This window comes from Lewinella sp. JB7 (assembly GCF_024297185.1).
Classification (GTDB): domain Bacteria; phylum Bacteroidota; class Bacteroidia; order Chitinophagales; family Saprospiraceae; genus Neolewinella.
Window position 1 is genome coordinate 296,728 of the sequence record NZ_JANCTD010000001.1, and the last position, 22,946, is coordinate 319,673.

A 22,946-nucleotide genomic window follows, 5' to 3' on the forward strand; every position below is an offset into this window, starting at 1 on the left:
GGTTTTCGGACATCAATGTAGAGCATTCGGTAAGAGTGGGGAGAAAATTTTTCACGTCCGGCTGACGCCCCCCACGAAAGCGGGTGTCGGGGCGGTACACCAACGGCCGCCAATTCGTACTTTTACCTCACAATCATTCAGTTATTCGACCATGCCCGAAGCCACCACTACCCCAAAAAAATTCACCTCCAAGGCCGATTTTCACCAGACGGCACGTGCCGACCGCTACCAGTTTCACGACTATTATCTCGTAGACGATCTGCTGGAAGATTACCACCGCATGGCCCGCCGCGCCGTGCGTGACTGGGTGAAGGCCGAAGTTAGTCCCATCATCGAGGATGCCGCCATGCGGGGTGAATGTCCCACCCACCTGTTTAAGGGACTGGCCGAAGTCGGTGCTTTCGGCCCCAGCCTGCCCGAAGCCTACGGGGGGGGTGGTATGGACGAGATCGCCTACGGCGTCATCATGCAGGAACTCGAACGCTGCGACAGCGGACTGCGGTCCATGGCTTCCGTCCAGGGAAGTCTGGTGATGTACCCCATCTTCAAGTACGCCAGTGAGGAGGTAAAGCGCAAGTACCTTCCCAAACTCGGGAGTGGGGAATTTATCGGCTGTTTCGGCCTCACCGAGCCCGATGCCGGCTCCGATCCGGGTAGTATGCGGACGACCATCGTCGACGACGGCGATGCCTTCATCCTCAACGGTGCGAAGATGTGGATCACGAACAGCCCGATCGCTGACCTGGCCGTCGTGTGGGCCAAGGACGAGGAAGGAAAGGTCCGCGGCATGGTGGTCGAGGCCGGCACCCCCGGCTTCAGCGCACCGGAAATCAAGGGGAAGTGGAGCCTGCGGGCCAGCATCACCGGGGAGCTTGTCTTCGAAAACGTCCGGGTGCCGAAGGGCAACGTCTTTCCCGACATCCGGGGGCTCCGCGGACCGCTCTCCTGCCTCAGTAAGGCCCGGTACGGTATTGCCTGGGGGGCCATCGGCGCGGCCCTGGACTGTTACGATTCCGCCCTGCGTTACGGACTGGAGCGCGAGCAGTTCGGCAAACCCATTGCCGGCTTCCAATTGCAGCAGAAGAAGCTCGCGGAGATGATTACGGAGATCACCAAGGCACAGCTCCTGGCCTGGCGGTTAGGTACCCTCGCCAACCGGGGGGAGGCCACGCCGGCACAGATCAGTATGGCCAAGCGCAACAACGTACATATGGCTCTGGAGGTCGCCCGGGAGGCCCGGCAGATGCACGGGGGGATGGGCATCACCAACGAATACCCCATCATGCGTCATCTCATGAATCTGGAGACGGTGCTCACCTACGAGGGCACCCACGACGTGCACCTGCTGATCACCGGCCACGACGTGACGGGACTGAACGCCTTCGGCTAGATCAGTCGACCCACGTGACGATCAGTCGCTCCTGTTTGACGTTTTTGGAGCCTTCCGCGACTACCGTGATCCAGCGATCGTTTTCAATCTTGATGGGAATGCCGGGATTGTAGTAGAAGGCGTACCAGTTATCGTCGTAAACGTCGTAGGAAAGCTGATCGAAACCATCCGGGTCCTTCTCCACCAGCGCGGGGTAGGCCAGACGCATCGACTGAATGAAAATGTCGTTCGCCTCGGGTGTTACCTGATTGTAGTGGCGCATAACTACGTAGTCCTCCGACCAGTCGGCCTCCTCGACGAGTAAGGTGCTTTGCACCGGAAAGGGCGGGCCTCCGTACATATTCTGGAAATGGTTGGAATAGCGCAGCGTATCGTAACGGCCGTAGCTGTAGCCGTAGAAGAAATGCAGGTGCTGGAGCTCATCCACCAGTTTGTTGAGGATGCCTGCCTCGGTCGTATAGGTGGCCGCGAGGGGGTCCATGATGCTGCGGAAGAGCGCGGAATCCATGCCCGGTGACTTGAGGGCATCGGCGGTCATGGCATCGAAGGTGGCCTGCATGGCGTCGGCGAAGGTTTCCCAGTTTTCCAGCCGCTGGAAGGCGCCCACTTCGTTGGTCCGGTAGGTAATGCTGCTCAGATCATAGGCGGAAAGCATCTCCGTAATCGGCGGGGGAATGACCTGCGTCATCTCCATGTCGGTCCCGAAATAATACCGGATCAGGTAACTGCTGTCGTTTTCTTCCAGAACCTCGAAGGTGGACCGGTAACGCATCGTATCGGCCTTGGTCAGCGTATCGTTCCGGTAGTCCAGTTTGATCTTGGCCACCTCGAAGTTGTAGGTATCCCCCACGGACCAGTACGCGACGAAGGGATACTGGGTAGTGTCGGCCTGGGCGTGGAGTAGAAAGGGCCAGCAGGCAAGGAAGAAGCCGAGTAGTTTCATAGGGAGGTGGAAATCGAGGAGCAATAAATGCATTCCCCATTACCGGAAACGATCGTTTCAATACTTTTGTCTCTTTAACACCAATGAATTACGCTATTCCTTCCCCGACCCGGCCCTTCGGCACCCTCCTGCTTCTGCTACTTCTAACCTGCGGGCTGCACGCTCAGTACACGCCGCCCCTGCGCGGGGCCCTCCTCGTAACCGGTACCTTCGGAGAATTACGCAGCGATCACTTTCACGCAGGACTGGATTTCCGGGCAGCGGTCGGCACGCCCGTCTACGCCGTGCGGGAGGGCTACGTCAGTCGCATCCGGATAAGCGGTGGTGGCTACGGGCAGGCCGTGTACCTGGATCATCCGGACGGCAAGCGCAGCGTCTACGGCCATCTCGAGTCTCTGACTCCGGAACTGTTGGATACGATACGCGCCCTGCAGTATGCGCGGGAGACCTTTGAGATCGATCTGGCCCTGAACCCCGGGGATATTCCCGTTACCGCGGGGCAACGCATCGGCGCGGTGGGTAATCGGGGATTCAGTTTCGGACCGCACCTTCACTTTGAGATCCGGGAGTCAGCCACCGACGCCCCGCTCAATCCGCTTTCCCTGGGCTTCCGGGTACCGGATACGCGGAAACCCGAACTGCAGCAGCTCCGGGTGTACGAAGTCAGCGGCGCGGGGGAGCCGGTAACCACCAAAACGTTCGACCTGCCGGGGCGGGAGCTGCCGGATACCGTACGGGTGGGGTCCGAACGCGTGGCGTTCGCGGTGAAGGCCATCGACCGGCAGAATGCCATGCCGAACCGGAACGGCATTTACGGAGCCCGGATACTGGCGGACTCCCTTCCGCTCTTTTCCTTCGCCTACGACCGCATCCCCTACGACAAGACGGAATACCTGAACGCCCTTACCGATTACGCGGAGTGGAAGCGGAACCGCTCCTGGTTTTACCTGCTGCACGCCCGCACGCCGAAGGCCGTGTTCTGGAAGGCGGAGGCGGATAGTAGCGATACCGGCATTTTACGGCTATTCCCGGACCGGCCGGTCGCCGTGGACGTGGTGGGGTACGATTATGCCGGCAACGAGTCGGTGGTCTCATTCGTGGTGGTGTACGACCGGCGCATGGCTCCCGCGTCCCCGCCGAACCGGGCGTTCCAGTACTTTCTACCCGATGGCGAAGCCAGCATCATCGATACCGGATCCATGCGGCTGGAGCTGGACGGGAATGCCCTCTACGCACCCCTGCGCTTTCGCTACGTACGCCTGAGCGACGAGTCCGCGGACTACCTGAGCGATACCCATCAGTTGCAGGATGAGGAAACTCCGCTGCACGGTAGTGCCATTCTAACCCTGCGCGCCCGCACGCCCGTGCCTCCGGACCTCCGGGAAAAGGTGTACGTTGGACGCTGCGGTCCGGGAGGGGCATTCGCAAGTGCGGGAGGGGAGTGGCTGGATGACGGGCGCATGTCGACCCGCATTCGGGGCTTTGGGGACTACGCACTATTGATCGATACTTTCCCCCCCCGGGTCCGGATCGAACGCTTCGGAACGGACCTGCGTGGGGCAAACGCCTTCAGCCTGCTCGTGGAAAACGACGAGGGGGGTGAAATCACCTTTCGGGGGGAAGTCGACGGAAAGTGGGTCCTGCTGGAATACGACGCCAAGGACGGTCGCCTGACGCACACCTTCGCGGGCAACCGTATCGAAGCGGGGCGGAACCACCGGTTCTCCCTGCTGCTGCGGGATGCCCGGGGTAACGAAACGATCTTCGAGCGGTCCTTCCGGCGCTAGCGGTTCAGTTCGTCGATCAGGCGAACGATGGCGGCGAGCTTTTCCCGGTCGAGGGAATAGTAGATGTACTTGCCGTCGCGTTCGGCGGTCACGATGTCCGCTTTCCGGAGAATGGCGAGGTGCTGGGAAGCGACGGACTGCTCAATGCGCATGGCGACGAAAATGTCGGTTACGGTAAGCTTTTCCGTCGGCTTGAGCAGATCGATGATCGCCTGGCGCAGGTCATGATTGACGGCACGCAACAGCAACACCGCACGGCGAAGCTGATCGGGGTCAATGTTTACGTTGTCACCACCGCTTTCGGGTTGAGTATGTTGATCTTTATCGAGCATCGTATGCTGGGATATACGTTAACAATAACTCATATCCGCAGGCCTCCAACGGATGAGAATAATGTCAACTCAGTCAGGGGCAAAAAAAAGCCTTTAACGGTTAGGTTAAAGGCTACATAACAAACACTATGAACAACACAAGATCTTTAGGGTGGTGCGATTTCTTTCTTTCGGTGAGATCACAAAGATAGTAACTTAAAGTTCAATTTACCTATAAAAGTTAACTAAAGCGTCAATTTTTTCTTAAAAATTTCGGATTTCCCGCCTCATTTGCACAGTTAGCGGTTTCGACCGACCTTCAGCCCTCGCCCCGCGAACCATGAATCAGCAATCCATTCTTCAGTACGTACAACAACCCGCACTGCTGGCAAAGGTCGGTATGGAGGAGTTGCTGGAGATGGTGCGCGACTACCCTTACTCCCCGAACTTACGGCTGCTGGTCGTACTGAAAGCGAAGCAGGAACACGATCCTGATTTCGAGCGATACCTGAACCGCTACGCCGCGGCCACCTTCGACCGACCCCACCTCTTCGATCTGCTGGAGTCGATCAAACGCACGGAAGAGGAGCGGGGGGAAGTCCTCGAATTACTGGAACTGGAAGAACTCGAACTGGCCCCCCTGGCGGACCCCTTCGAGGAACTGCCGTCTCGCCTGAACGAAATACCGCCCCCCACTCCGGCGCCTCCACCACCGCCATCCGCGCCGGCCTACCGCGCGAAGACCGTGATCCCTGAACCCGACCCCACCGTAACCGACGACGGTACGGCGGCGGCGGACTGGACCGACGTGGCGGCGGCCTTCCACGCCGTGGTTGCCGCCCGGCCGCCGCGCTCCGAGCCGGTAGCGGCCGAAGTACGGACTCCGCCGCCGCACCCCGAGGACCCGGCCCGCTTCGCGGCCATCCTGGAGCGCAGAAGGAGTAAGGACAATTTACGGGCCCGGCTGCAACACCTTCGTCGGCTACGGGAGTCAGACGGCACGGCCGCTAGTAGCGGCGGTGGCGCGGGAGACAAGGTTGCCGTGGTCAGCGAAACCCTGGCGGCACTGCTGGTCAAGCAGGAGCAGTACCGCAACGCGATCAAGATGTACCGGCGGCTAATTTTGCTTTATCCGGAGAAAAAGACGATCTTTGCCGGCCTCATAAAAGAATTGAAGGAAAAATTATAGCCTTATGGTCAACCTCCTTACCATCCTGACCGGCGTAGTCTGTCTGCTGCTCATGCTCGTCGTGCTTATCCAGAACCCCAAGGGTGGTGGTATCGATTCTACCTTCGGAGGTGGTCAGGCTAATCAGATGCTGGGCGCTTCCCGTTCTACCGACGTTATCGAGAAGGTGACCTGGGGACTGGCCATCGCGCTCTTTACTCTCTGTATCCTTACTGCCCTGGCCGTCAGCTCCGTCGGTGCCGGCGCGTCGCTGGACGCGAATTTCTAACGGGCCACCCCGCTTAAGATTTAGTAAAAATCCCCCGCTCACGACCGTGAGCGGGGGATTTTTACGTGCCCCCGGCCGAGTTTTCGGGTCTACGCCAGGAAGGTATAGACGAAGGCTAGGATCAGAATGATGCTGATGGCCGCGATGTTGAAGCCCATCCGGGTACGGAAGAGTGCCGGATCGAGATCGATGGCCTTGTAGTCGTCCGCCGTCTTGTCGGTGTACAGCAAAGCAATGACGATTACGGACAGGACGACGAAGATCCAGGCCATGAGCTGGGGGACTCCCGGTACGGGCTGCAGCAACAATCGGATACCGGTGGCTAGTCCGACGCCGATCACGGCGATGCTCAGGCCGTTGCGGAGCTTGGTGTCCTTGATGAGTTTGCCGCTCAGGTCCCGCTTCTGCTGCTCGCCGTAGCCGCTCACCTTCTCCTGCTCGGCCACCCGTTGTTTTTCACTCTTGGCGGTGAGCGCGCTGACGATGATCATGAGGCCCGCGGAGAGAAGGAAGATGAAGGCCATCCGGTCGAGGAAGGGCAGGTCGGGCATCAGGGTCTGGAAGCCCCACGACAGAGGTACCGACGCCAGCACGACCACGAGCGCCGCCTCTGAGGTGCCCCGCCGGTAAAACATGCCGAAGACGAAGACGGTCAGTACGCCGGGACTGATGAAGCCGGTATATTCCTGAATTACCTGAAAGACCTGCCCCGCGTTGGCCAGGGCGGGGGCCACCATCGCACCGACGATCAGGGCTACGGCAGCCGAGATCTGACCTACCCGAACCTGACGACCCTGGGTCGCGCGGGGGTTGATGAACTTGTTGTAGATGTCCATGGTGAAGATGGTCGAGGTCGAGTTGACCATCGAGCTGATGGAAGACCCGATGGCCGCCACCAGCGCGGCGAAGGTGAGTCCCTTGAAGCCTACGCCCACGTAATTGGCCAGCACCCAGGGGAATGCCTGGTCGGCCTTGGTGATGGGCAGATTGGCCGGATCCTGTTCCCGCAGTAAGTACCAGGCGGCGATACCCGGCAGAACGGCGAAGAAGGGAATGAACAGCTTCATGAAAGCGGCGAAGGCCACGCCCCGCTGGGCTTCGGGCAGATCCTTAGCGGCCAGGGCCCGCTGAATGATGTACTGGTTGTTTCCCCAGTAGTAGCTGTTCACGATCCACATACCGCCCAGCAGCAGGGCCATGCCCGGAAGCAACTGGAAGGATGACTTATACTGGTCGCCCGCCACCAGGGCGGTCGCCTCCCCATCCGGATTCACACCGGTGGACAGTTCGTGGGCATTTGCCACGTCGAGGTAGGTGTCTCCGGGCTCGAAGAGCATCTCGAAGTGTTCGGGCAGGGCATTGTAGAGGTTTTCGATGCCGACCAGGAAGTTGCCGTCGCCGACCACCGAAAGGATGCCGTAGGCCGCGACCGTACCGCCTACCATCAGGACGATCACCTGCACCACGTCCGTCCACACCACCGCCTTCAGGCCACCGAATATGGAGAAGGAGGCCGAGTACAGGACCAGGCCGACGATACCGATCCACAGGTCCACGCCGAGCAGGGTTTGAATGGCCAGGGCACCGAGGTAGAGCACCGTGGCGATGTTGACGAAGACGAAGAGCGCGATCCAGAAGACGGACATGATGGTCCGTACCGTACCGTTATACCGCTCCTCCAGGAACTGCGGCATGGTATAAATCTCCTGCTTCAGGAATACCGGCAGGAAAAACTTGGCGACCAGGATGAGCGTGATGGCCGCCATCAGTTCGTAAGTCGCGATGGCCATCCCGAGCTCGAAGCCCGAGCCGTTCATGCCGATGATCTGTTCGGCGGAGATATTGGACGCGATCAGGGAGCCACCGACCGCCCACCAGGGAAGACTGCGACTGGCCAGGAAGTAATCGCTCGCCGTGTTCGTCTTTTCGCGGTTGGCGATCCAAACGCCGAAAGCGATGACGGCTACGATGTATACGGCGAAAATGATCGTATCGATCGTACCCAGTTGACCTAACTCCATGATATTCCTTTAAGCGGTGTGTGCGTCGTCTTCCCCCGGGGGGGGACGTAAAGCGCGACAATATAGCCCCTTATGGTCACTTGAGTCGGGCCATATCGAGGTACCGGAGTTCCCGTAGGTGAAAGACATTTTCCCGCAGCGGTGCTACCCGTTGCACGAAGTTGGCCCGCGCTGCCGCCTCGTCTCCCCGCAGCATTCCCCGGAGCAATTGCAGGATCAGGGCGGGGTAATTACTGCGGTACCCGATGCGGCCGAGGTAGCGCGCGAGGTTGTTGACGCCGTAATCCACGAACTCGGTATGCCCCAGGCGGTAGTGGCACCACAGTTGCAGCAGGCGTGCGTACACCACCAGGTCATAGCGCAGCGTGCTGCGGTCGTTGAGGATGGGGTCCAGGTAGTCGAGCGCCGGTTGGTGCCGGCCGTTGAGTACGTGCAGCACCGCCAGTTTGTAGTACAGCACGAGTTGTTTGTGTCGGTCAACCCCCGTAACCGCCCCGATCCGTTCGCCGAGCTGTTGCAGTTGGGCGGGCGCGCAGGAGCTATCCGCATCCAGTAAATAGCGGTCGAGTTCGGCACGAAACAGCACGATATCGGCCATGATCTCACTGTTTCGCTGCTGCTGGGTATTGCGGGTGTGGGAAACGAACTCCTGCAGCCGGGCGTAAAGGGCACGATGACCTTCGGCATCGTCACGTAGGAAGGCGATCAGTAGCCACCGGTCCATTCCCTTGATGTAGGAGTTGTTGTCCCGCTCGCGCAGCTCGTTGCGGGCCTCGATGATCGCCGTCCACTGGGCGGTGTGTTCCTGCGCCCGGTCGAGCTGTAGTTGATTGTAGTAATACCAGAACCGGCACTGGTGGCCGAGGATCCGCTCCTTGAAGGTCGCCGTGACCGGTATCGGATCGCTGAAGTAGTGGTGGTAGAGTTCGTAAAACTTGCGGGCCTCCTCCGCGGAAGATACGTGACCGTGCAGGATAAAGTGCCGCTGCAGGGTAAGCTGCAGGTTGGACAGGCGCACGGTACTGCTCATCACTTCCTGTCGCTTGCGGCTCTCGGTCGTAAGGGAGGTCATCCGCTCCGTAGAGGCCCGGGTGATGTGGCGGCTTTCGATGGTTTTTTCGAAGTCGATGATCAGCAGGTGGTGCAAATCCAGGTGGTAGGTGAAGGCCAGTTCCTTCGCCCGGGCCAGGATCTTCAGGGCGTGGAGGTACAACCCCCGGTCGTAAAGCAAATTCGCGTAGTCGATCTGCTCCCTTACCTGCACGCCGGGATCGCGGCGGCGGTGCTGCAGGCGCAGGGCATCCAGGATGCGGCCGTAGAGGTGACGTTGAATATTGACCAGTTGGGTAGGGCCGCTGAGGTCGAGGAGGCGGGTCAGGCCCGGGTCGTCCAGGCTGCCGCCATCGCTGAGGTGGCGAAAGAGGCGGTAGAATTTGTCGGAATTGGCCGAGGCCGTCTGATTGGTATAGCGGGTGAAGAACCGTTTTTCGGAGCTGTCGAGGCTGTTAATCAGTTCGATCAGCAGCTCTTTTTTGGCAATAGCCATAACAAAATAGTGGGTGAGTGGGGGAGAAAGGGAAGGATGTGTCTGAACGCATTAAATCAACCGGTTCGGGCCGGTAGGGGGAAAATAATCCGGAAGAGAGGACGGATTGGGAGCAAATAGCCGGATTACGGGCGAAGGTAAGCCATCACAAAATGATTGCCTTTATGATTTGAATGCCGCCCCGCGCCGAGGTGAACTTTGATCAACAGTTTTACCGATCGGGATCCTGCAAAAGACATTACTCACGCCTCACCGGGCAGTATCCTACCTAGTATATGAAAACGCTTACTCAACTCGTCAGCCTGCTGTTGCTTTCCGGCGGGCTACTGGCCCAGCAAAGATCGATATCCGGCACCGTAACCGACGCCGAAGGGCCCCTTATCGGAGCCACCGTCATGGCGGAAGGCACGACCATCGGAACCGTGACGGACTACGACGGCCACTTCGAACTACGGGTGCCGGAGGACGTCGCGCGGCTCCTCATTACCTATACGGGCTACGAAAGCCTCTCTCTACCTCTCGGCGCGGAAACGGAACTGGCCGTCACGCTCGCGGAATCCGCCCTCGATCTCAACGAAGTGGTGGTCACCGCCCTTGGGGTCAAACGGGAAAAGAAGTCGCTCGGTTACGCGGTGCAGGATCTCAGCGGTTCGGCCCTCGAACAAACGCGCAGTACGAACGTCGTGAATGGTCTTTCGGGAAAGGTCGCCGGCCTCCAGGTTACGGCGGCTAACGTGCCGGGCGGGGGGTCGCAGGTCACCATCCGCGGTAATTCCTCGGTCCTGGGCAACAACCAACCCCTCTACGTGATCGACGGCGTCCCCATGGAGAGCGACTTTGCCGCCCCCATCGACGGTGCCGTGGATAACAACATCTACGGAGGCGGCATCTCTGAGATCAGTCCGGACAACATCGAGTCGATGACCATCCTCAAGGGGGCCAATGCCGCAGCCCTCTACGGTAGTCGTGCCGCCAACGGGGTCATCCTGGTTACGACTAAAAGTGGAAAGGGCGCCGACGGGCTCACCGTAAGCTACGCCGGAAGTTATACGATAGAAAACCCCTTCGTCACTCCCGAATTCCAGAACATCTACGGTGGTGGAACCGGAGGGGTGACCTGGTACGCCGACGGCCGCAACGGCGGAATCACGGACCCCCTGGCCGTGGAACAATTCCGCAGTGCGTACCCCGATGCGCCCCTGGTGGGAACGGCCGGCGTGGACGAAAGCTGGGGCGCACCCATGGACGGGCGGCTCGTACGGCACTGGTGGTCGGGCGAGGAGGTGGCTCCCCTGGTACCCGTACCCGACAGCTGGAGCAATTTCTGGGACACCGGAAAAACGGCTAACAATACCCTGAGCATCTCCAACAACTACGGGACCGGCAACTTCCGCTTCAGCTTCGGCCGGGTGGAAGCCCAGGGATTGATGTACAACAATGACTACCGACGCGACAACTTCCGGCTCAACCTCGATCAGGAACTAGCTCCCAAATTCCGGGTCAGCGTAAGCTCCGAATACGTCAAATCCGGCAGCGATAACCGCCAGCAACCCGCCCTCTGGGAACTCGGTACCTGGCACCACCGTCACGACGACTGGGGACTCCTGCGGGACTACGAACAGTTCATGGACGTGCACATCGTGCGGGAGGGCGATGAGTATCCCTACGCCAACTGGCAGCACTCCTTCGCCATGAATCGATTTTACGAACAGGAGTACCTCACCAACGGCAACGATAAGGACCGCCTCCTCGGGAATATCGCTTTCACCTACGAGTTCCTTCCCAGCCTCAGCCTGATGGTCCGCGGCGGCACCGATCTCTGGACGGACACCCGGATATCCGTAAACCGCTCGGAGCGCATCAAGAGCGGCACCGAACGCACCCAGGCCTTCAGTGAAGACGTACTGCGCCGCCAGGAAACCAACCTGGACTTCATCCTCAGTTACAACAATTATTTCGGTGAAAACCTGAGCGTAAACGCGCAGTTCGGGGGCAATCACCGCACCAACTACTATAAGCGCAACTACATTGCCGTCAATGACGTCACGATCAACGGACTCTACAATGTTGCCAACAACGCCAGCCAGAACACCAACTCCAGCCGGATCGAGGAAAAGGAGGTAAACTCATTCTTCGGGGCCGCCAGCTTCGGATATAAAAACTTCCTCTACCTCGACCTGACCGCCCGCAACGACTGGTCGAGCACCCTGCCCGCAGCGAACAACAGCTACTTCTATCCCTCCGTCAGCCTGAGCGGCGTGCTCACCGACGCTTTCGATATTCGTTCTTCCGTGCTCAGTTACGCGAAGATCCGGGCCGGCTGGGCGCAGGTAGGCTCCGATACCGACCCCTACCGGCTGCGCCAGGTATACGATCCGACCACCCCCTGGAACGCCACGACTCCCGTCTTCCGGGAGCAAGGTACCATCGCCAGCACCGATCTGCGGCCGGAGCGTACGACCGGCAAGGAGGTGGGAGTCGACCTACGTTTCCTGCAGGGCCGCCTGGCTCTGGACGTCACCGGCTACGAACAGACTACCGAAGACCAGATCATCAACATTGCCGTGAGCCGGGCGACGGGCTACGAAAGCAAGCTCATCAACGCCGGAAAGGTGCGTAACCGGGGCGTAGAGGTGGTCCTCACCGGAGCGGTCGTCGATCTGCCGAAATTCGGCTGGGACGTAGCCGTCAATTACGCGAAGAACAACAATATGGTCCTCGAGCTCTACACCGACGAGAGCGGCAACGAGCTGGAGACCATCGTACTCCAGAGCCGCCGCGGGCTGAGTCTGGAAGCACGGGTGGGGCAGCCCTTCGGCACCCTATTCGGCAGCGGATTCGCCCGGGTACCGGACGGGCCCCTCGCCGGGCAGGTCATCTTCGAGAACGGCATCCCCGTCAAGGATCCCGACCTGAAGGTGCTCGGCAACGTAACCCCCGACTGGATCGGAGGCATTCGCAATAACTTCCGCATCGGGGCCTTCAGCGCCAATTTCCTGATTGACGCGAAGCTCGGGGGCAACATCGCCGAGGAAAGCTCTTCGATCGGTATGCAGACCGGCGTATACGCCCTGACCGCCGTCGGGCGGGAAGAGGGAGTCATCGGTGTCGGTGCCCGCAACATCGGTACCGAGGAAGCACCGGAATACGTCGTCAACGATGTCGTCAACGAAACCCGCGACGTGGTCGGTGCCCTGAGTGTCCGCTACGCCAACGAGGGTGCCATCTTCGATGCCAGTTTCGTGAAATTGCGGGAGGCCGGCATCACCTACGCCCTGCCCACGGTCCTGGTCGACCGCATTCCCTTCCTCCGGGCCGCCAGCATCAGCCTTATCGCCCGCAATCTGGCGATGCTGTACAGCAACCACAGCCAGGTGGATCCCGAATTCAACAGCTACGGCGGCAACCTGCAGGGTGCCCTGAACTACACTTCCATCCCCAGTACCCGCAGTTTCGGCGTCAACCTGAACGCTACGTTCTGACCGGGTTCGCCCCGCTCCCGCGTACCCGCAAAAACTAACTACCATGAAAGCAATTTATACCCTGCTTCCCCTTGCGCTATTCTTCCTGCTGACCACCGCCTGCGATGAAGGCTTCGGGGAGTTGAACGCCAACCCCAACGAGCCCGAACTCGTGCCCCCGGCCACGGTCTTTCCCCTGGCCGTGCGCGAAACCTTTGACCGTATTCACGGTCACCGCGACCGCAACCAACGCCTCAATCTCGACGGAGGCATGCTGTGGATGCAGTATTTCGCCCGCAACCAGTACGTGAACGAAGGAGATACCTATAACCCCGCCGCCACCCTGCGCAACGGTACCTGGGATGGCTTCTACACCGAAAGCCTCGTCAACCTGCAGACGGTGATCAACCTCACTTCCGATCCCGAGGGCATCTACTTCAACGAGAATTTTGCCGCCGCCGCCCTGATCATGCGCGAGTACGTATACTCGATCATGACCGACGTCTGGGGTGCCATCCCCTACGATCAGGCCCTGACCGGATCGACGGAAGGGAATCTCGCGCCGGTCTACAACAGCCAGGAAGAGGTGTACGCGGGCATTCTCGCCAACCTCAAGACGGCCAGCGACCAGCTCGACCCCGCTGGGCCACCCATCGATAAGGATATTCTCTTCGACGGGGACATCATGGCCTGGAAGAAATTCGCGAACAGCCTGCGCCTGCGCCTCGCCAACCGTCAGGCCGCGCAAGTACCGGCCGAAAGTCGCGCCATCTTCGCCGAGATCATGGGGAACCCGGCCCAGTATCCCATCATCACCTCCAACGACGATGCCTCTTTCTTCCGGCCAACCGCGCGGCAGAACGGGGAGAACAACAACAGTTGGCATGAAGTCATGGTCTTCGACAGCCGGGAGGACTGGTCCATTAGTACCACCCTCATCGACGCCATGACCGACGGCGACGGCAACGCAACCGATCCCCGCCTCGCCGTCTACGCCCAGCCCGCACAGGCCGGTGACCGGGCGGGCCGCTACGCCGGAGCACCCAACGGACTGCCGGAAGGTGACGCGGTAGCCTACTTCACGACCGCCAGCCGGCCGGGTACCTTCTTCATGCAGGAAACCACCTCGGTACCGATCATCACCTTCGCGGAGATCAATTTTATTCTGGCCGAGGCCGCCATGGACGGTGATTACACCGACGGATTGGGGGCCACCGATTACCTCAACGCCGGCATCGACGCCAACTTTGCCGCCTACGGGCTCGAGCGACCCACCGGGTACGTCGCCGGTCGCGGAGTGAGCCGGGAAACCATCTTTACCGAAAAGTGGAAGGCCCTCTTTCCGCAGGGCATCGAGGCCTGGACCGAATACCGGCGGACGGGCTTCCCCGTACTGCCGGAGCCGGACCCCCGTGCCGTTATGGAGAATGACGGTCACGTACCCACCCGCCTGCGCTACCCTGAATCCGAATACAGCCTCAACTCCGCGAACGTCACGGCGGCGGTAGCCATGAACGGCGGCCCCGACAACAAGCTCACCGAACTGTGGTGGGCGGAATAATCCCAAAAACTAGTACTATGAAATCCCTTCGCACGCTCTTTTTGCTGCCCGTCATGCTCCTGTTCACCGCCTGCCTGGACGATGAGCTGGCCTTTACGGTAGTCGCCTCGCCGGTCAACGCCGACATCGAACGGGTTGCGGATGCCCCGGACGGGACCGTCGCCTACCGGGCCACCTTCACCGAACTGGATAAAACCGGCATTCTCGACGTCAATGTCGGGATCATCGCTACGCCAGTTGTGGATCTCGAACTCCGGATCTTCAGTCAGACCCAGGACCTGCTCGAAACCCTCACCACCGACGCAAGCGGCCAAACCCTGTTTTCGGTGCCCGCCGCCTCGCTTACCGGCGTAACGCGCCTGGAATGGTCGGGTACCTACGACGGGGCGGCCTTCCGGATCATAACTAACCTGTAACCACCGCCCCCCCTCAGCCCTAACTCCCACCCACTCAACAATTATTTACGCATGACAACATTTACAACCCGCCGCCAGTGGCTACGCCGTGCCGCCCTCACCGGGGCCGGTCTAGCAACCCTGCCCACGCTTCCACTAAGCGCCCGATCGGTTGCGACGCCGACCGCTTTCCGGGAGCACCTCCCCCAGCTGGAGTGGGAGCACCAACGGACCGGCCAGCCCGCCCTGAAGGCTCGTATGCTGGCGAACGAGAACCCCTACGGACCTTCCCCACTGGCCATCGAAGCGATTGCCGCCTCCGCCGCGGCGGGTAACCGCTACCAACACGAGGCCGCCGCGGAACTGCGTCAGATGATCGCCACGCTGGAGGGCGTGCCCGAGGATCACATCATGTTGACCCCCGGATCTTCGGACGTGTTGGAGAAAATGGCCATCGTTCACTTCCTGCAGGGCGGCAACGTGGTAGCGGCCGATCCCGCCTACATGTCACTCATCAAAGTAAGCATGGGTATGGGGGGTGACTGGAACAAGGTCAGACTGACCGACGACTGGGCCCATGACCTGCCCGCGATGAAAGCGGCCATCAACGAGGACACCAAGATGGTGTACATCTGTAATCCTAACAACCCCACGGGTACGCTTACGGACAGTGCGGAGCTCCGGCAGTTCTGTCGGGACGTGGCCGATACCGTTCCGGTCTTCGTCGACGAAGCCTATCTGGAATTCCTGCCCGATTACCAGTCCCAGACGATGGTCCCCCTGATTCGGGAGGGCAAGAACGTGATCGTCGCCCGTACCTTCTCGAAGATCCACGGAATGGCCGGACTGCGCATCGGTTACGCGGTTGCCCTTCCCGAAACCCTGGAAAAAGTATACCGGATCAGTCGGGGCAACATGGGCCTCTGCAAAACCTCCCTGGAGGGTGCCATGGCCAGTATGCGGGATACGGATTTTCAGGAGATCAGCCGGCAGCAAACGGCCGCCTTTCGGGAGCAAACCTATGCCGGGCTCACCGGTCTCGGTCTGACGTACGTACCCAGCGTTACCAGCTTTATTCTCTTCCCCATTCAGATGGAGGGGAAGGCGTTTTTGGAGGGCATGTTCGATAAGGGGATCGGGGTACGGTCCTTCCACGTCCACGGACAGGACTACTGCCGCGTAAGCGTAGGCACGCCCGAGGAAGTCGACCTGTTTCTCGGCGCCCTGAAAGATGTCTTGGTGTAATCTTTTTGTTACTCCGCTCCGGGCATCATTGTTGGTGCCCGGAGCACCTTTTGACTACCGAACCCCCCCAATTGACTGATGAACCCAGCCGTACAAAAAACCATTGCCTTCGCCTTACTGATCCTGGCGGGTTATCTGCTGCAGCACAAGATCCGCGGCAAACAGGATCTCGCCGGGGTCAAGGTGCTCATCCTCAGCGTCATACTGCCGGCCACCATCTTCGTCGCCCTGCTGAAGGTGAGCATATCGCCCCGCCTGCTGCTGCTGCCCGCGCTCGCCCTGTTGCTGAACGCCGGCTTCTACTTCATCTCCTCCCGGGCTCTGCCCCACCTGGGGTTCCGGTCCGGGGATAAGGAATGGCGAACGATGATGATGCTCGTTCCCTCCCTGGCACCGGGCCTTAGCGCCTTCCCCTTTATTCTGGAATACCTGGGCGACGAACCGCTTGCCCTGGCCGCCCTGGCCGACGTCGGGAACAAGGTTTTCGTCCTGATCGTCCTCTATCTGATCGCTATGCGGTGGTACTACGGCAGTCGGGGAACCCACGCAAAAGTCACCGATCGGGCTTCTAAACTGAAAGATCTGGGGATGTCCCTGCTGAAGGAACCGGTAAATCTGGTGATCATCGCCGCGCTGGCCATGTTGGCTGCGGGACTTGACCTGAGCAGCCTTCCCTTTTTCGTGGAGGACACGGTAGCTCGCCTGGCCGCCCTGATGACGCCGATCGTGCTGCTGTTCATCGGTATGGCCGTCCGGTTCCGACGCCGGGAGATGGCGCAGATTTTGCGGGTGCTTTGCTTCCGTTCGGGTCTCGCCTTTCTGCTTAGCGCTACGCTTGTTTTGCTGGGCGGGCTTGGGGGGGCCATGGCCCTGCTCACCGTGGTCTTCGCACAGAGTGCAACCAGTTTCTGGCCGTTCGCGCACATGTCGGCCGTGGAGTCCCTGCGGGAAGAGGGCGCCCCCGCTGTATTCGATCTTGATCTGGGGCTCAACGTGCTGGCCTTTTCCCTGCCTTTTTCGACCGTGGTCATTCTGACCGTTCTCTCCTTCGGCGACTGGTTTTCGGCGCCCGCCGTGATTGGTCCGGTAGGTCTGCTGATGCTGATATTTCCCGCGGGCTATGCCCTTCGACCCTTGTTCCGTGCGGAGGAAGTGGAAAACGTGCGGGTGTAGGGCGGGTGCGCGGGAGCGGCGTCAGTCGTTGTCGCTGCGGTGTCCGGCAACGGAGGAGTGGCTTGCCAGGTAACGATTGAAGCTCGCTACGTCTTCTACCTCCGAGTCGTTATAGTGGGGAGGGAGGTCCAGGAAGAAGCTGTGGTCGTCCTTGCCGATCTTAGCGCTGAACACCAAGGTATCCGCTACTGAGTCGAAGTAGAAAAAGGAATGGTGGACGGCAAACAGGGGCATGTCGTCATCCTCTTCCTTTCCCAGGGGGGAGAGGATGAAATAGGTGATCTTCCCGTTGTCCTTGTTGCATACAATGTCCTCCAGCACCGCGACATCCACACCGACGGCCGACCGGACTTCGCTGCCAATCACGGAGGAAAGGGAAAAGATGGGAGTCTCCAACGAAGCTACTTTCTGACCGCGGCGCGTTTCGCGGTATGTGCCGCTTCCTTAGCCTGGTGGGTGTTCACGGCACCGATGATCGCCTGGATGATGGGGATCAGTAGTCGCCCGAGCCCGATGATCGACGTGAGCGTTTTGGCGCGATTACGACGCGATTTTTTGCTTCCGTCGTAGGCCCGCCCGTCCGGATACTCGTGGATGACCTTGGTTTCCTTTACGACGGGAACCTTTTGGTTGCCGGAAGAGAGAAGATTACTGAGTACCATGAGACCGACGATGGCCCCACCGGCGGGCAGTGCCACCTTCTTGAGGAGAAAGTTGCCGGCGTTGCCCTTCGTGGTTCCGATGCTGTGGGCGAATTCGCGCTTGGCGAGCTCCGTCTCCATCCGGACCTGTTTCTTCCGTTGTTGCAGTTCCGCCAGGCTGGTGATTTTTGATTTGCGTATCATGCTAAACTTCTTTTCCGTCGTGCTGAAAAAACTTACTGATCACCTTGCTGACCGTGGGGTCGGTAATCAGGCTCCGCTTCAGGAGAAGGACTACCAGAAAAATGAGCAACAGGATGATGGTCACCGCTCCGAACCCGTAAACACTATTGTCGAAGGCGTTGGCCAGGGCAAAGCCGAGGGTGAGAAGGGCGAATAGCAGGGTGATCAGCCCGACCACGGCGAGAATAACCGCCGTCAGAACGCCGGAAATCACGCCGGCGGAAGTTTCCGCCAGATTAAGTTTAAAGTACTCTATTTTCTTCTCAACCAGTCGGTTGACGTAGCCATAGCTCTCGCCGAGTTGTTCGAGCAGTTCTTCTTTTGCCTGCATGTTTTGGGATGTTTTAAATAGGAACGGCCATGCAGTGAAGGTTTCATTGCATGGCCGTTGTGTTGAAAGCTAGGTGAATCGGCAGCTTATGGCGGATTAGCTCTTGGTCGTACGGTCGATCTTTTCGCGGTTCTCGTCCATCTTCCGTTCGGCCTTATTGACGCCCCGGTTGAAGCTGCTCTCAGCCTCGCTGGCGGTAGACTTAGCGGATTCGCCGGCGGCATGTGCCTTTTGCTCGACGTTCTGCTTTACGGCGTCCGCCTGGGTGGAAGCCCACTGCTTGCCTTCTTCGAGTTTCGCCTTAGCCTGGGTGGTCAGGTCATTGGTCTTCGCCTTTGCCTGGTCGAGGTATTCCTGACCCTTGGTCTTGGCGGTATCTACGAACTGGTTGGCCTTGGTGGAAACCTGCTGGGTGTAGTCGTTGATCTGATTGCCGTACTCGTCAAACTGGGCACGTGCCTTGCGTTGCATGGTACGACCTTCGTTAGAATTGAGGTAGTAGCCTACCGCGATACCTGCGAGCAGACCAAAGCCAAGCGCCCACCCTTTTCCGGAACTATTGTTGTCATTCATGTTGTGGATAATTTAAGTTAGTGAGCATCAAAACGACGTTCAGTGAATAGATCGTGAGGAGGGGTGGAAATGTTCATTACACCCGGTTCAAGGGGCAATTTGGGGTGAAACACCCCCACTTCATGGGGTGGTTGTGATTAATATTACCTGCCGACATATCGTTGGCAACCGAACTGCCGTTCATGAGCTATCTTCGTGATCATCTTGTGGTGACACTTCAACCAAATAAACCCCAACAAGTGAATTTTCTCTCCAGCAACATCCGGTTTCTAAGGAAACGGCGGAAGTTGTCGCAACAACAGCTCGCTGACGATCTGGGCATTAAGCGCAGCAATATTGCTGCTTACGAAACTAAAAACGTCGAACCGCGGCTGTCGCTTATTAACGATATGGCGCGCTACTTTTCCGTTCCCCTGGAAGATATGGTAGTGACCGACATCGCTTCCCTAGGTTCCGAGGATGAGGTGATCAACGGGTTGAACCGCGTACTTAACCAAAACACCATCGAGGAAATCAAAGAAGTCTCCGAAAAGATTCAGCGCATGCTGGATGGCTTCAAGGTCTTTTACGAATTCAAACGCGAGATGAACGACGGCTCCGCCCTGGCAACCGACGGCGACATTGACAATTTTCTCGTCTTCATCAACCACATGTCGGAATACAACCGTCTCATCGAGAATAGCCTGAACCCTACCTCCGATTCCATTATGGGCGAGCGGGTCGACGAGGACGCTCATGCGTCTTCCGCGGTATACTCTATGGGCTAACCGCCTACCGTAGATTATCGGCCACTTCCTGCAGGCTTAGGGCGATCTCGTCGCTGCCGGGAACGTTCAACTGACGGATCATGGCAATACTCTTTCCGAGTTTGATCTGATTGTCGCGGCGGCGCTCCCACTCGATCTCACGCTGGGCCATGGCCTGTTCGTTCTGCTTGATGACGGCCGTGAGCAATTCGGGCAGGTTTCGCAGATTCTCCTTGAGTAGATAACCGGAGGCCCCGGTCAGAATAGCTTCGGCCACCTTTTCCTCGTCGTTGAGAATGCCGGTGATAAAGATGAAGGGCGTACTGTCCAGGTGTTCGCGCACGTACAGCAGCGCCTCGAGCCCGTTCATGTCCGGGAGGTTGTAGTCCGAAAGCACGACGTCCGGCTGAAACATGGTGACCTTGTCCTCAAACTCCGCGCGGTGGCGGGCCACGGCGAACAGGACATTCGGGTTGAACTTTCTCACCTGCCGCTTGACCAGTTCAAGGTCGACGGGCATATCCTCCAGCACAAATACTTTAAATATTTCGTCGCTCACGTTGTGGTATGATTTAGCTTATGAATTGTGCTCGATGAGTTCTACGATACTGCTGCCGCCCACGGCACCCTGTACCCGGTCGATCAGTTCCCCGTCCCGCACGAAGAGCAGGCCGGGAGGATTGGTGACGTTGAAGATTTTACAGATTCGGGGAGAGTCCTCTACATCGGCTACCGCAAAGAGGACCTTACCGTAACGCTTAGCCAGCCCTTCCAGTAAGGCGCGCATGATGATGCCGTGACCATCCCAGGAGGAAGTGATCAGCAGGAGAGAGAGCCCCGGACGGGTCAGAAGCTCGTTGATTTTCGCATCATCAAATTTCTCTAGGGTGTAGCTATGCATCGATAAAGTTCCAGATTCAATCCGGGTGAAGCAAAAGGCAGCAGTGTATAATGGGCCCGGGTAGGGCGACCTTGTTATGACAATCCTTGGTCGAGGTAACGAGGTCGAACGAAGCTTGTTCGCCAAGATCGGAATTTGTCGCTAGTCACCGGAATGGATGAGCGTCTCCACCGGAAATCGGCTTTGGCCCACTTACTGTATTTAGTCATTTCGTGAAATTGAGTGTGTGTTATATAGAAAATTAAATATGTTGTTTGTTTAATAGCAGCTATATACACCTATGGCATAATGTTTGATGTATAGTGTATGAGTGCAATTCACCACCTTACATACATTTTACACACACTAATATGACCAACCAGCAGTTCATGTCCGAAATGGACCGACTCGAGAACATTCTATTTTCCTTCGCACTCCGACTAACCCGCAATTACGAAGACGCCCAGGATCTCATGCAGGAGACCATCTTCCGCGCCTACAAGCACCGGGATAAGTTTGCCATGGGCACCAACTTTAAGAGCTGGTCTTCTACCATCATGCGCAACACGTACATCAACCGTTACCGCAAGATGAAAAGCCGCAAGCACGTCAACGAACCCGTAGAAAGCTTTCTGTTCGCGGTGGAAAACAAGAGCGCTATCGCCAACGGGGGTGAGATGAACATGCGCATGGAGGAACTGGAAGACAAGCTCCGTCAGATCAGCGAAATCTACAGCGTGCCCTTCCTGATGTTTTACCGTGGCTACGAGTACAAGGAAATCGCCAGTTACCTGAACATCCCCATCGGAACGGTCAAGAGCCGCATCTTTCTGGCCCGCAAAAAGTTGAAAGCGCTCATCGGTGAACGTCCCGCCGCCCTTTAGCCGTTAGCTAAATCTTAAATTTTCCGGTCTTACTGAATCAAATAGGTGAAACAATGCGGCATTGACCCCTAAATCCGGGGTTTATGTAAATCGTATGGTGACATGAAGCCGAACTTTATTTATTTGAAGTTGTAGCTTTACAAACCGGCGACTTACTTTGCCGCATACCCGTGTCAAACGAGTCACTCCCCGAGTGGCCGGTCACACACCCCGCTAGGGAAGGACTCGCAAACCAACAGTCCGTTCCGCAGCGGTTTTTTTTGGTTCAAGATTTCGTCAATGAGGCGTGAAAAATTTGTTTTTAATCCGCGTACCCTTCAGTACGATCGGCTGGGACAGTCCCTTAACCTCACCTTACTCAAGTCTTTTGGGTTTCTGTGTGCTGCCCTACTAACCGGTCTGTTGTTCACCGCGATCATTCACCGGTACTTCCCCAGCCCGGGAGAGCGCATGCTCCTGCAGGAGTTGGAGATCGCTAAGGCCGAAAACGACGCGCTGGCCGCCCGGTACGACGAACTTTCCGAAGTCGTATCTCACTTACACGATCGCAGCAATAATACCGTACGGCTAGCCCTGCGCATGGATCCAGTCGACGATGACGTATTTCTGGGTGGTAAGGGGGGACACGATGCCTACGACGACCTGCGCAGCTTTCCGAACGTCGGCGATAAGATGGCCGACCTTCGCGCCCGGGTCGATCGCCTTCGCTACCAAATCGATCTCCACAGTCGCTCCATGGACGAAGTGGCCGACGTAGCCCTGCGTAAGGAGGAAATGCTGGCTTCCATTCCGAGTATCAAGCCCATCCGCGGCGATCAGTTCAGCCGTAAGATGGAGAACCTTTCCGGCTTCGGCTTCCGGGTACACCCCACGCTCGGGGTAAACAAGATGCACTACGGCATCGACTTCAACTGCCGAAAGGGGACCGAAATTCAGGCGACCGGTAAGGGGGTCGTGGAATCCGCCGGTCAGCACGCGGGCTACGGAAACTGCGTCGTGATCGATCACGGTTACGGCTTCAAATCACGCTACGCCCACATGAGCGCGATCAAGGTGAAGAAAGGACAGGAAGTGGACCGGGGCCACCTGCTCGGCCTGGTGGGCAGCACCGGCCAGAGCACGGGCGATCACCTGCACTACGAAATTGAGAAAGACGGCGAACGGGTAGACCCTATCCAGTACTGCTACGATGGACTGACCACCGAAGAGTACCGCGAACTGGTGAAAGCCTCCCGCCAGATGAATATGTCTTTCGACGAATAACCGGGATTTTTTACAAACCATCCAACTTGGGGCAGTCACCTTTTGGTGATTGCCCCATTTGCGTTTTTACCGAAGATGGCTTCCGTGGAATTTTT

The 22,946-nt window shown here is 58.3% G+C and carries 22 protein-coding genes; 12 read left to right on the forward strand and 10 right to left on the reverse strand.

Annotated features, from left to right (window positions below):
- Positions 1 to 151: 151 nt before the first annotated feature.
- Positions 152 to 1,390: an acyl-CoA dehydrogenase family protein gene (locus NMA52_RS01105; protein ID WP_254825785.1), complete on the forward strand. Its 1,239-nt coding sequence runs from the start codon at positions 152 to 154 to the stop codon at positions 1,388 to 1,390.
- 1 nt (position 1,391) lies between these two features.
- Here NMA52_RS01105 and NMA52_RS01110 read toward each other — a convergent pair whose 3' ends face one another.
- The gene (locus tag NMA52_RS01110) at positions 1,392 to 2,333 is read right to left on the reverse strand and encodes a hypothetical protein (RefSeq protein ID WP_254825786.1); all 942 of its coding nucleotides are present in this window, start codon (positions 2,331 to 2,333) and stop codon (positions 1,392 to 1,394) included.
- 83 nt (positions 2,334 to 2,416) lie between these two features.
- Between NMA52_RS01110 and NMA52_RS01115 the strand changes: the two genes are divergently transcribed.
- Positions 2,417 to 4,120, forward strand: coding sequence for a M23 family metallopeptidase (locus NMA52_RS01115; protein ID WP_254825787.1), 1,704 nt, complete (start codon positions 2,417 to 2,419; stop codon positions 4,118 to 4,120).
- Here the strand turns inward: NMA52_RS01115 and NMA52_RS01120 are convergent.
- On the reverse strand, positions 4,117 to 4,452 hold the full coding sequence (locus NMA52_RS01120; protein ID WP_254825788.1) for a helix-turn-helix transcriptional regulator: 336 nt from the start codon (positions 4,450 to 4,452) through the stop codon (positions 4,117 to 4,119). The two genes, NMA52_RS01115 and NMA52_RS01120, sit on opposite strands and share 4 nt — an antisense overlap.
- 319 nt (positions 4,453 to 4,771) lie before the next feature.
- Here NMA52_RS01120 and NMA52_RS01125 point away from each other — a divergent pair, with 319 nt between their 5' ends.
- Complete coding sequence (locus NMA52_RS01125) at positions 4,772 to 5,620, forward strand: hypothetical protein (protein ID WP_254825789.1); 849 nt, start codon at positions 4,772 to 4,774, stop codon at positions 5,618 to 5,620.
- Between the two features lie 4 nt (positions 5,621 to 5,624).
- The gene (secG, locus tag NMA52_RS01130; protein ID WP_183495286.1) at positions 5,625 to 5,888 is read left to right on the forward strand and encodes a preprotein translocase subunit SecG; all 264 of its coding nucleotides are present in this window, start codon (positions 5,625 to 5,627) and stop codon (positions 5,886 to 5,888) included.
- A gap of 89 nt (positions 5,889 to 5,977) precedes the next feature.
- Here the strand turns inward: secG and NMA52_RS01135 are convergent, their stop codons facing one another.
- Both NMA52_RS01135 and NMA52_RS01140 read right to left on the reverse strand, forming a co-directional pair.
- Positions 5,978 to 7,909 (reverse strand): sodium/solute symporter, encoded by a 1,932-nt coding sequence (locus NMA52_RS01135; protein WP_254825790.1) that lies wholly within the window; start codon positions 7,907 to 7,909, stop codon positions 5,978 to 5,980.
- Positions 7,910 to 7,985: 76 nt separating this feature from the next.
- Positions 7,986 to 9,455 (reverse strand): hypothetical protein, encoded by a 1,470-nt coding sequence (locus tag NMA52_RS01140; RefSeq protein ID WP_254825791.1) that lies wholly within the window; start codon positions 9,453 to 9,455, stop codon positions 7,986 to 7,988.
- A 275-nt stretch (positions 9,456 to 9,730) separates the two neighbouring features.
- On the opposite strand from NMA52_RS01140, the gene NMA52_RS01145 reads away from it, so the two are divergent.
- The 5 genes from NMA52_RS01145 (at position 9,731) to NMA52_RS01165 (ending at position 17,290) form a co-directional block, all read left to right on the forward strand.
- Positions 9,731 to 12,937 carry a SusC/RagA family TonB-linked outer membrane protein gene (locus tag NMA52_RS01145; protein WP_254825792.1) on the forward strand — a complete coding sequence of 1,069 codons (3,207 nt, stop codon included), beginning with the start codon at positions 9,731 to 9,733 and terminating at the stop codon, positions 12,935 to 12,937.
- 43 nt (positions 12,938 to 12,980) lie between these two features.
- Positions 12,981 to 14,477 (forward strand): SusD/RagB family nutrient-binding outer membrane lipoprotein, encoded by a 1,497-nt coding sequence (locus NMA52_RS01150; RefSeq protein WP_254825793.1) that lies wholly within the window; start codon positions 12,981 to 12,983, stop codon positions 14,475 to 14,477.
- A gap of 17 nt (positions 14,478 to 14,494) precedes the next feature.
- Entirely contained in the window at positions 14,495 to 14,893 is a 399-nt protein-coding gene (locus NMA52_RS01155) for a hypothetical protein (protein WP_254825794.1), read from the forward strand.
- Positions 14,894 to 14,944: 51 nt separating this feature from the next.
- Positions 14,945 to 16,117 (forward strand): histidinol-phosphate transaminase, encoded by a 1,173-nt coding sequence (locus tag NMA52_RS01160; RefSeq protein ID WP_254825795.1) that lies wholly within the window; start codon positions 14,945 to 14,947, stop codon positions 16,115 to 16,117.
- Positions 16,118 to 16,195: 78 nt separating this feature from the next.
- Positions 16,196 to 17,290, forward strand: coding sequence for a permease (locus NMA52_RS01165; protein WP_254825796.1), 1,095 nt, complete (start codon positions 16,196 to 16,198; stop codon positions 17,288 to 17,290).
- 21 nt (positions 17,291 to 17,311) lie between these two features.
- Here NMA52_RS01165 and NMA52_RS01170 read toward each other — a convergent pair whose 3' ends face one another.
- From NMA52_RS01170 to NMA52_RS01185, 4 genes are all read right to left on the reverse strand, one after another.
- On the reverse strand, positions 17,312 to 17,686 hold the full coding sequence (locus NMA52_RS01170; protein ID WP_254825797.1) for a PRC-barrel domain-containing protein: 375 nt from the start codon (positions 17,684 to 17,686) through the stop codon (positions 17,312 to 17,314).
- Between the two features lie 5 nt (positions 17,687 to 17,691).
- Complete coding sequence (locus tag NMA52_RS01175; RefSeq protein WP_254825798.1) at positions 17,692 to 18,135, reverse strand: hypothetical protein; 444 nt, start codon at positions 18,133 to 18,135, stop codon at positions 17,692 to 17,694.
- A 1-nt stretch (position 18,136) separates the two neighbouring features.
- Positions 18,137 to 18,505, reverse strand: a complete 369-nt coding sequence (locus NMA52_RS01180) for a phage holin family protein (RefSeq protein ID WP_254825799.1) — start codon at positions 18,503 to 18,505, stop codon at positions 18,137 to 18,139.
- 96 nt (positions 18,506 to 18,601) lie between these two features.
- Positions 18,602 to 19,078 (reverse strand): YtxH domain-containing protein, encoded by a 477-nt coding sequence (locus tag NMA52_RS01185; protein WP_254825800.1) that lies wholly within the window; start codon positions 19,076 to 19,078, stop codon positions 18,602 to 18,604.
- Between the two features lie 239 nt (positions 19,079 to 19,317).
- Here NMA52_RS01185 and NMA52_RS01190 point away from each other — a divergent pair, with 239 nt between their 5' ends.
- Positions 19,318 to 19,845 (forward strand): helix-turn-helix domain-containing protein, encoded by a 528-nt coding sequence (locus NMA52_RS01190; protein WP_254825801.1) that lies wholly within the window; start codon positions 19,318 to 19,320, stop codon positions 19,843 to 19,845.
- A 4-nt stretch (positions 19,846 to 19,849) separates the two neighbouring features.
- Here NMA52_RS01190 and NMA52_RS01195 read toward each other — a convergent pair whose 3' ends face one another.
- Positions 19,850 to 20,383, reverse strand: coding sequence for a response regulator (locus NMA52_RS01195; protein ID WP_254825802.1), 534 nt, complete (start codon positions 20,381 to 20,383; stop codon positions 19,850 to 19,852).
- Positions 20,384 to 20,401: 18 nt separating this feature from the next.
- Positions 20,402 to 20,725, reverse strand: a complete 324-nt coding sequence (locus tag NMA52_RS01200) for a thioredoxin family protein (RefSeq protein ID WP_254825803.1) — start codon at positions 20,723 to 20,725, stop codon at positions 20,402 to 20,404.
- A gap of 350 nt (positions 20,726 to 21,075) precedes the next feature.
- Here NMA52_RS01200 and NMA52_RS01205 point away from each other — a divergent pair, with 350 nt between their 5' ends.
- Entirely contained in the window at positions 21,076 to 21,588 is a 513-nt protein-coding gene (locus tag NMA52_RS01205; protein WP_104418161.1) for an RNA polymerase sigma factor, read from the forward strand.
- 279 nt (positions 21,589 to 21,867) lie between these two features.
- Entirely contained in the window at positions 21,868 to 22,851 is a 984-nt protein-coding gene (locus NMA52_RS01210; protein WP_254825804.1) for a M23 family metallopeptidase, read from the forward strand.
- The last annotated feature ends 95 nt before the right edge of the window (positions 22,852 to 22,946 follow it).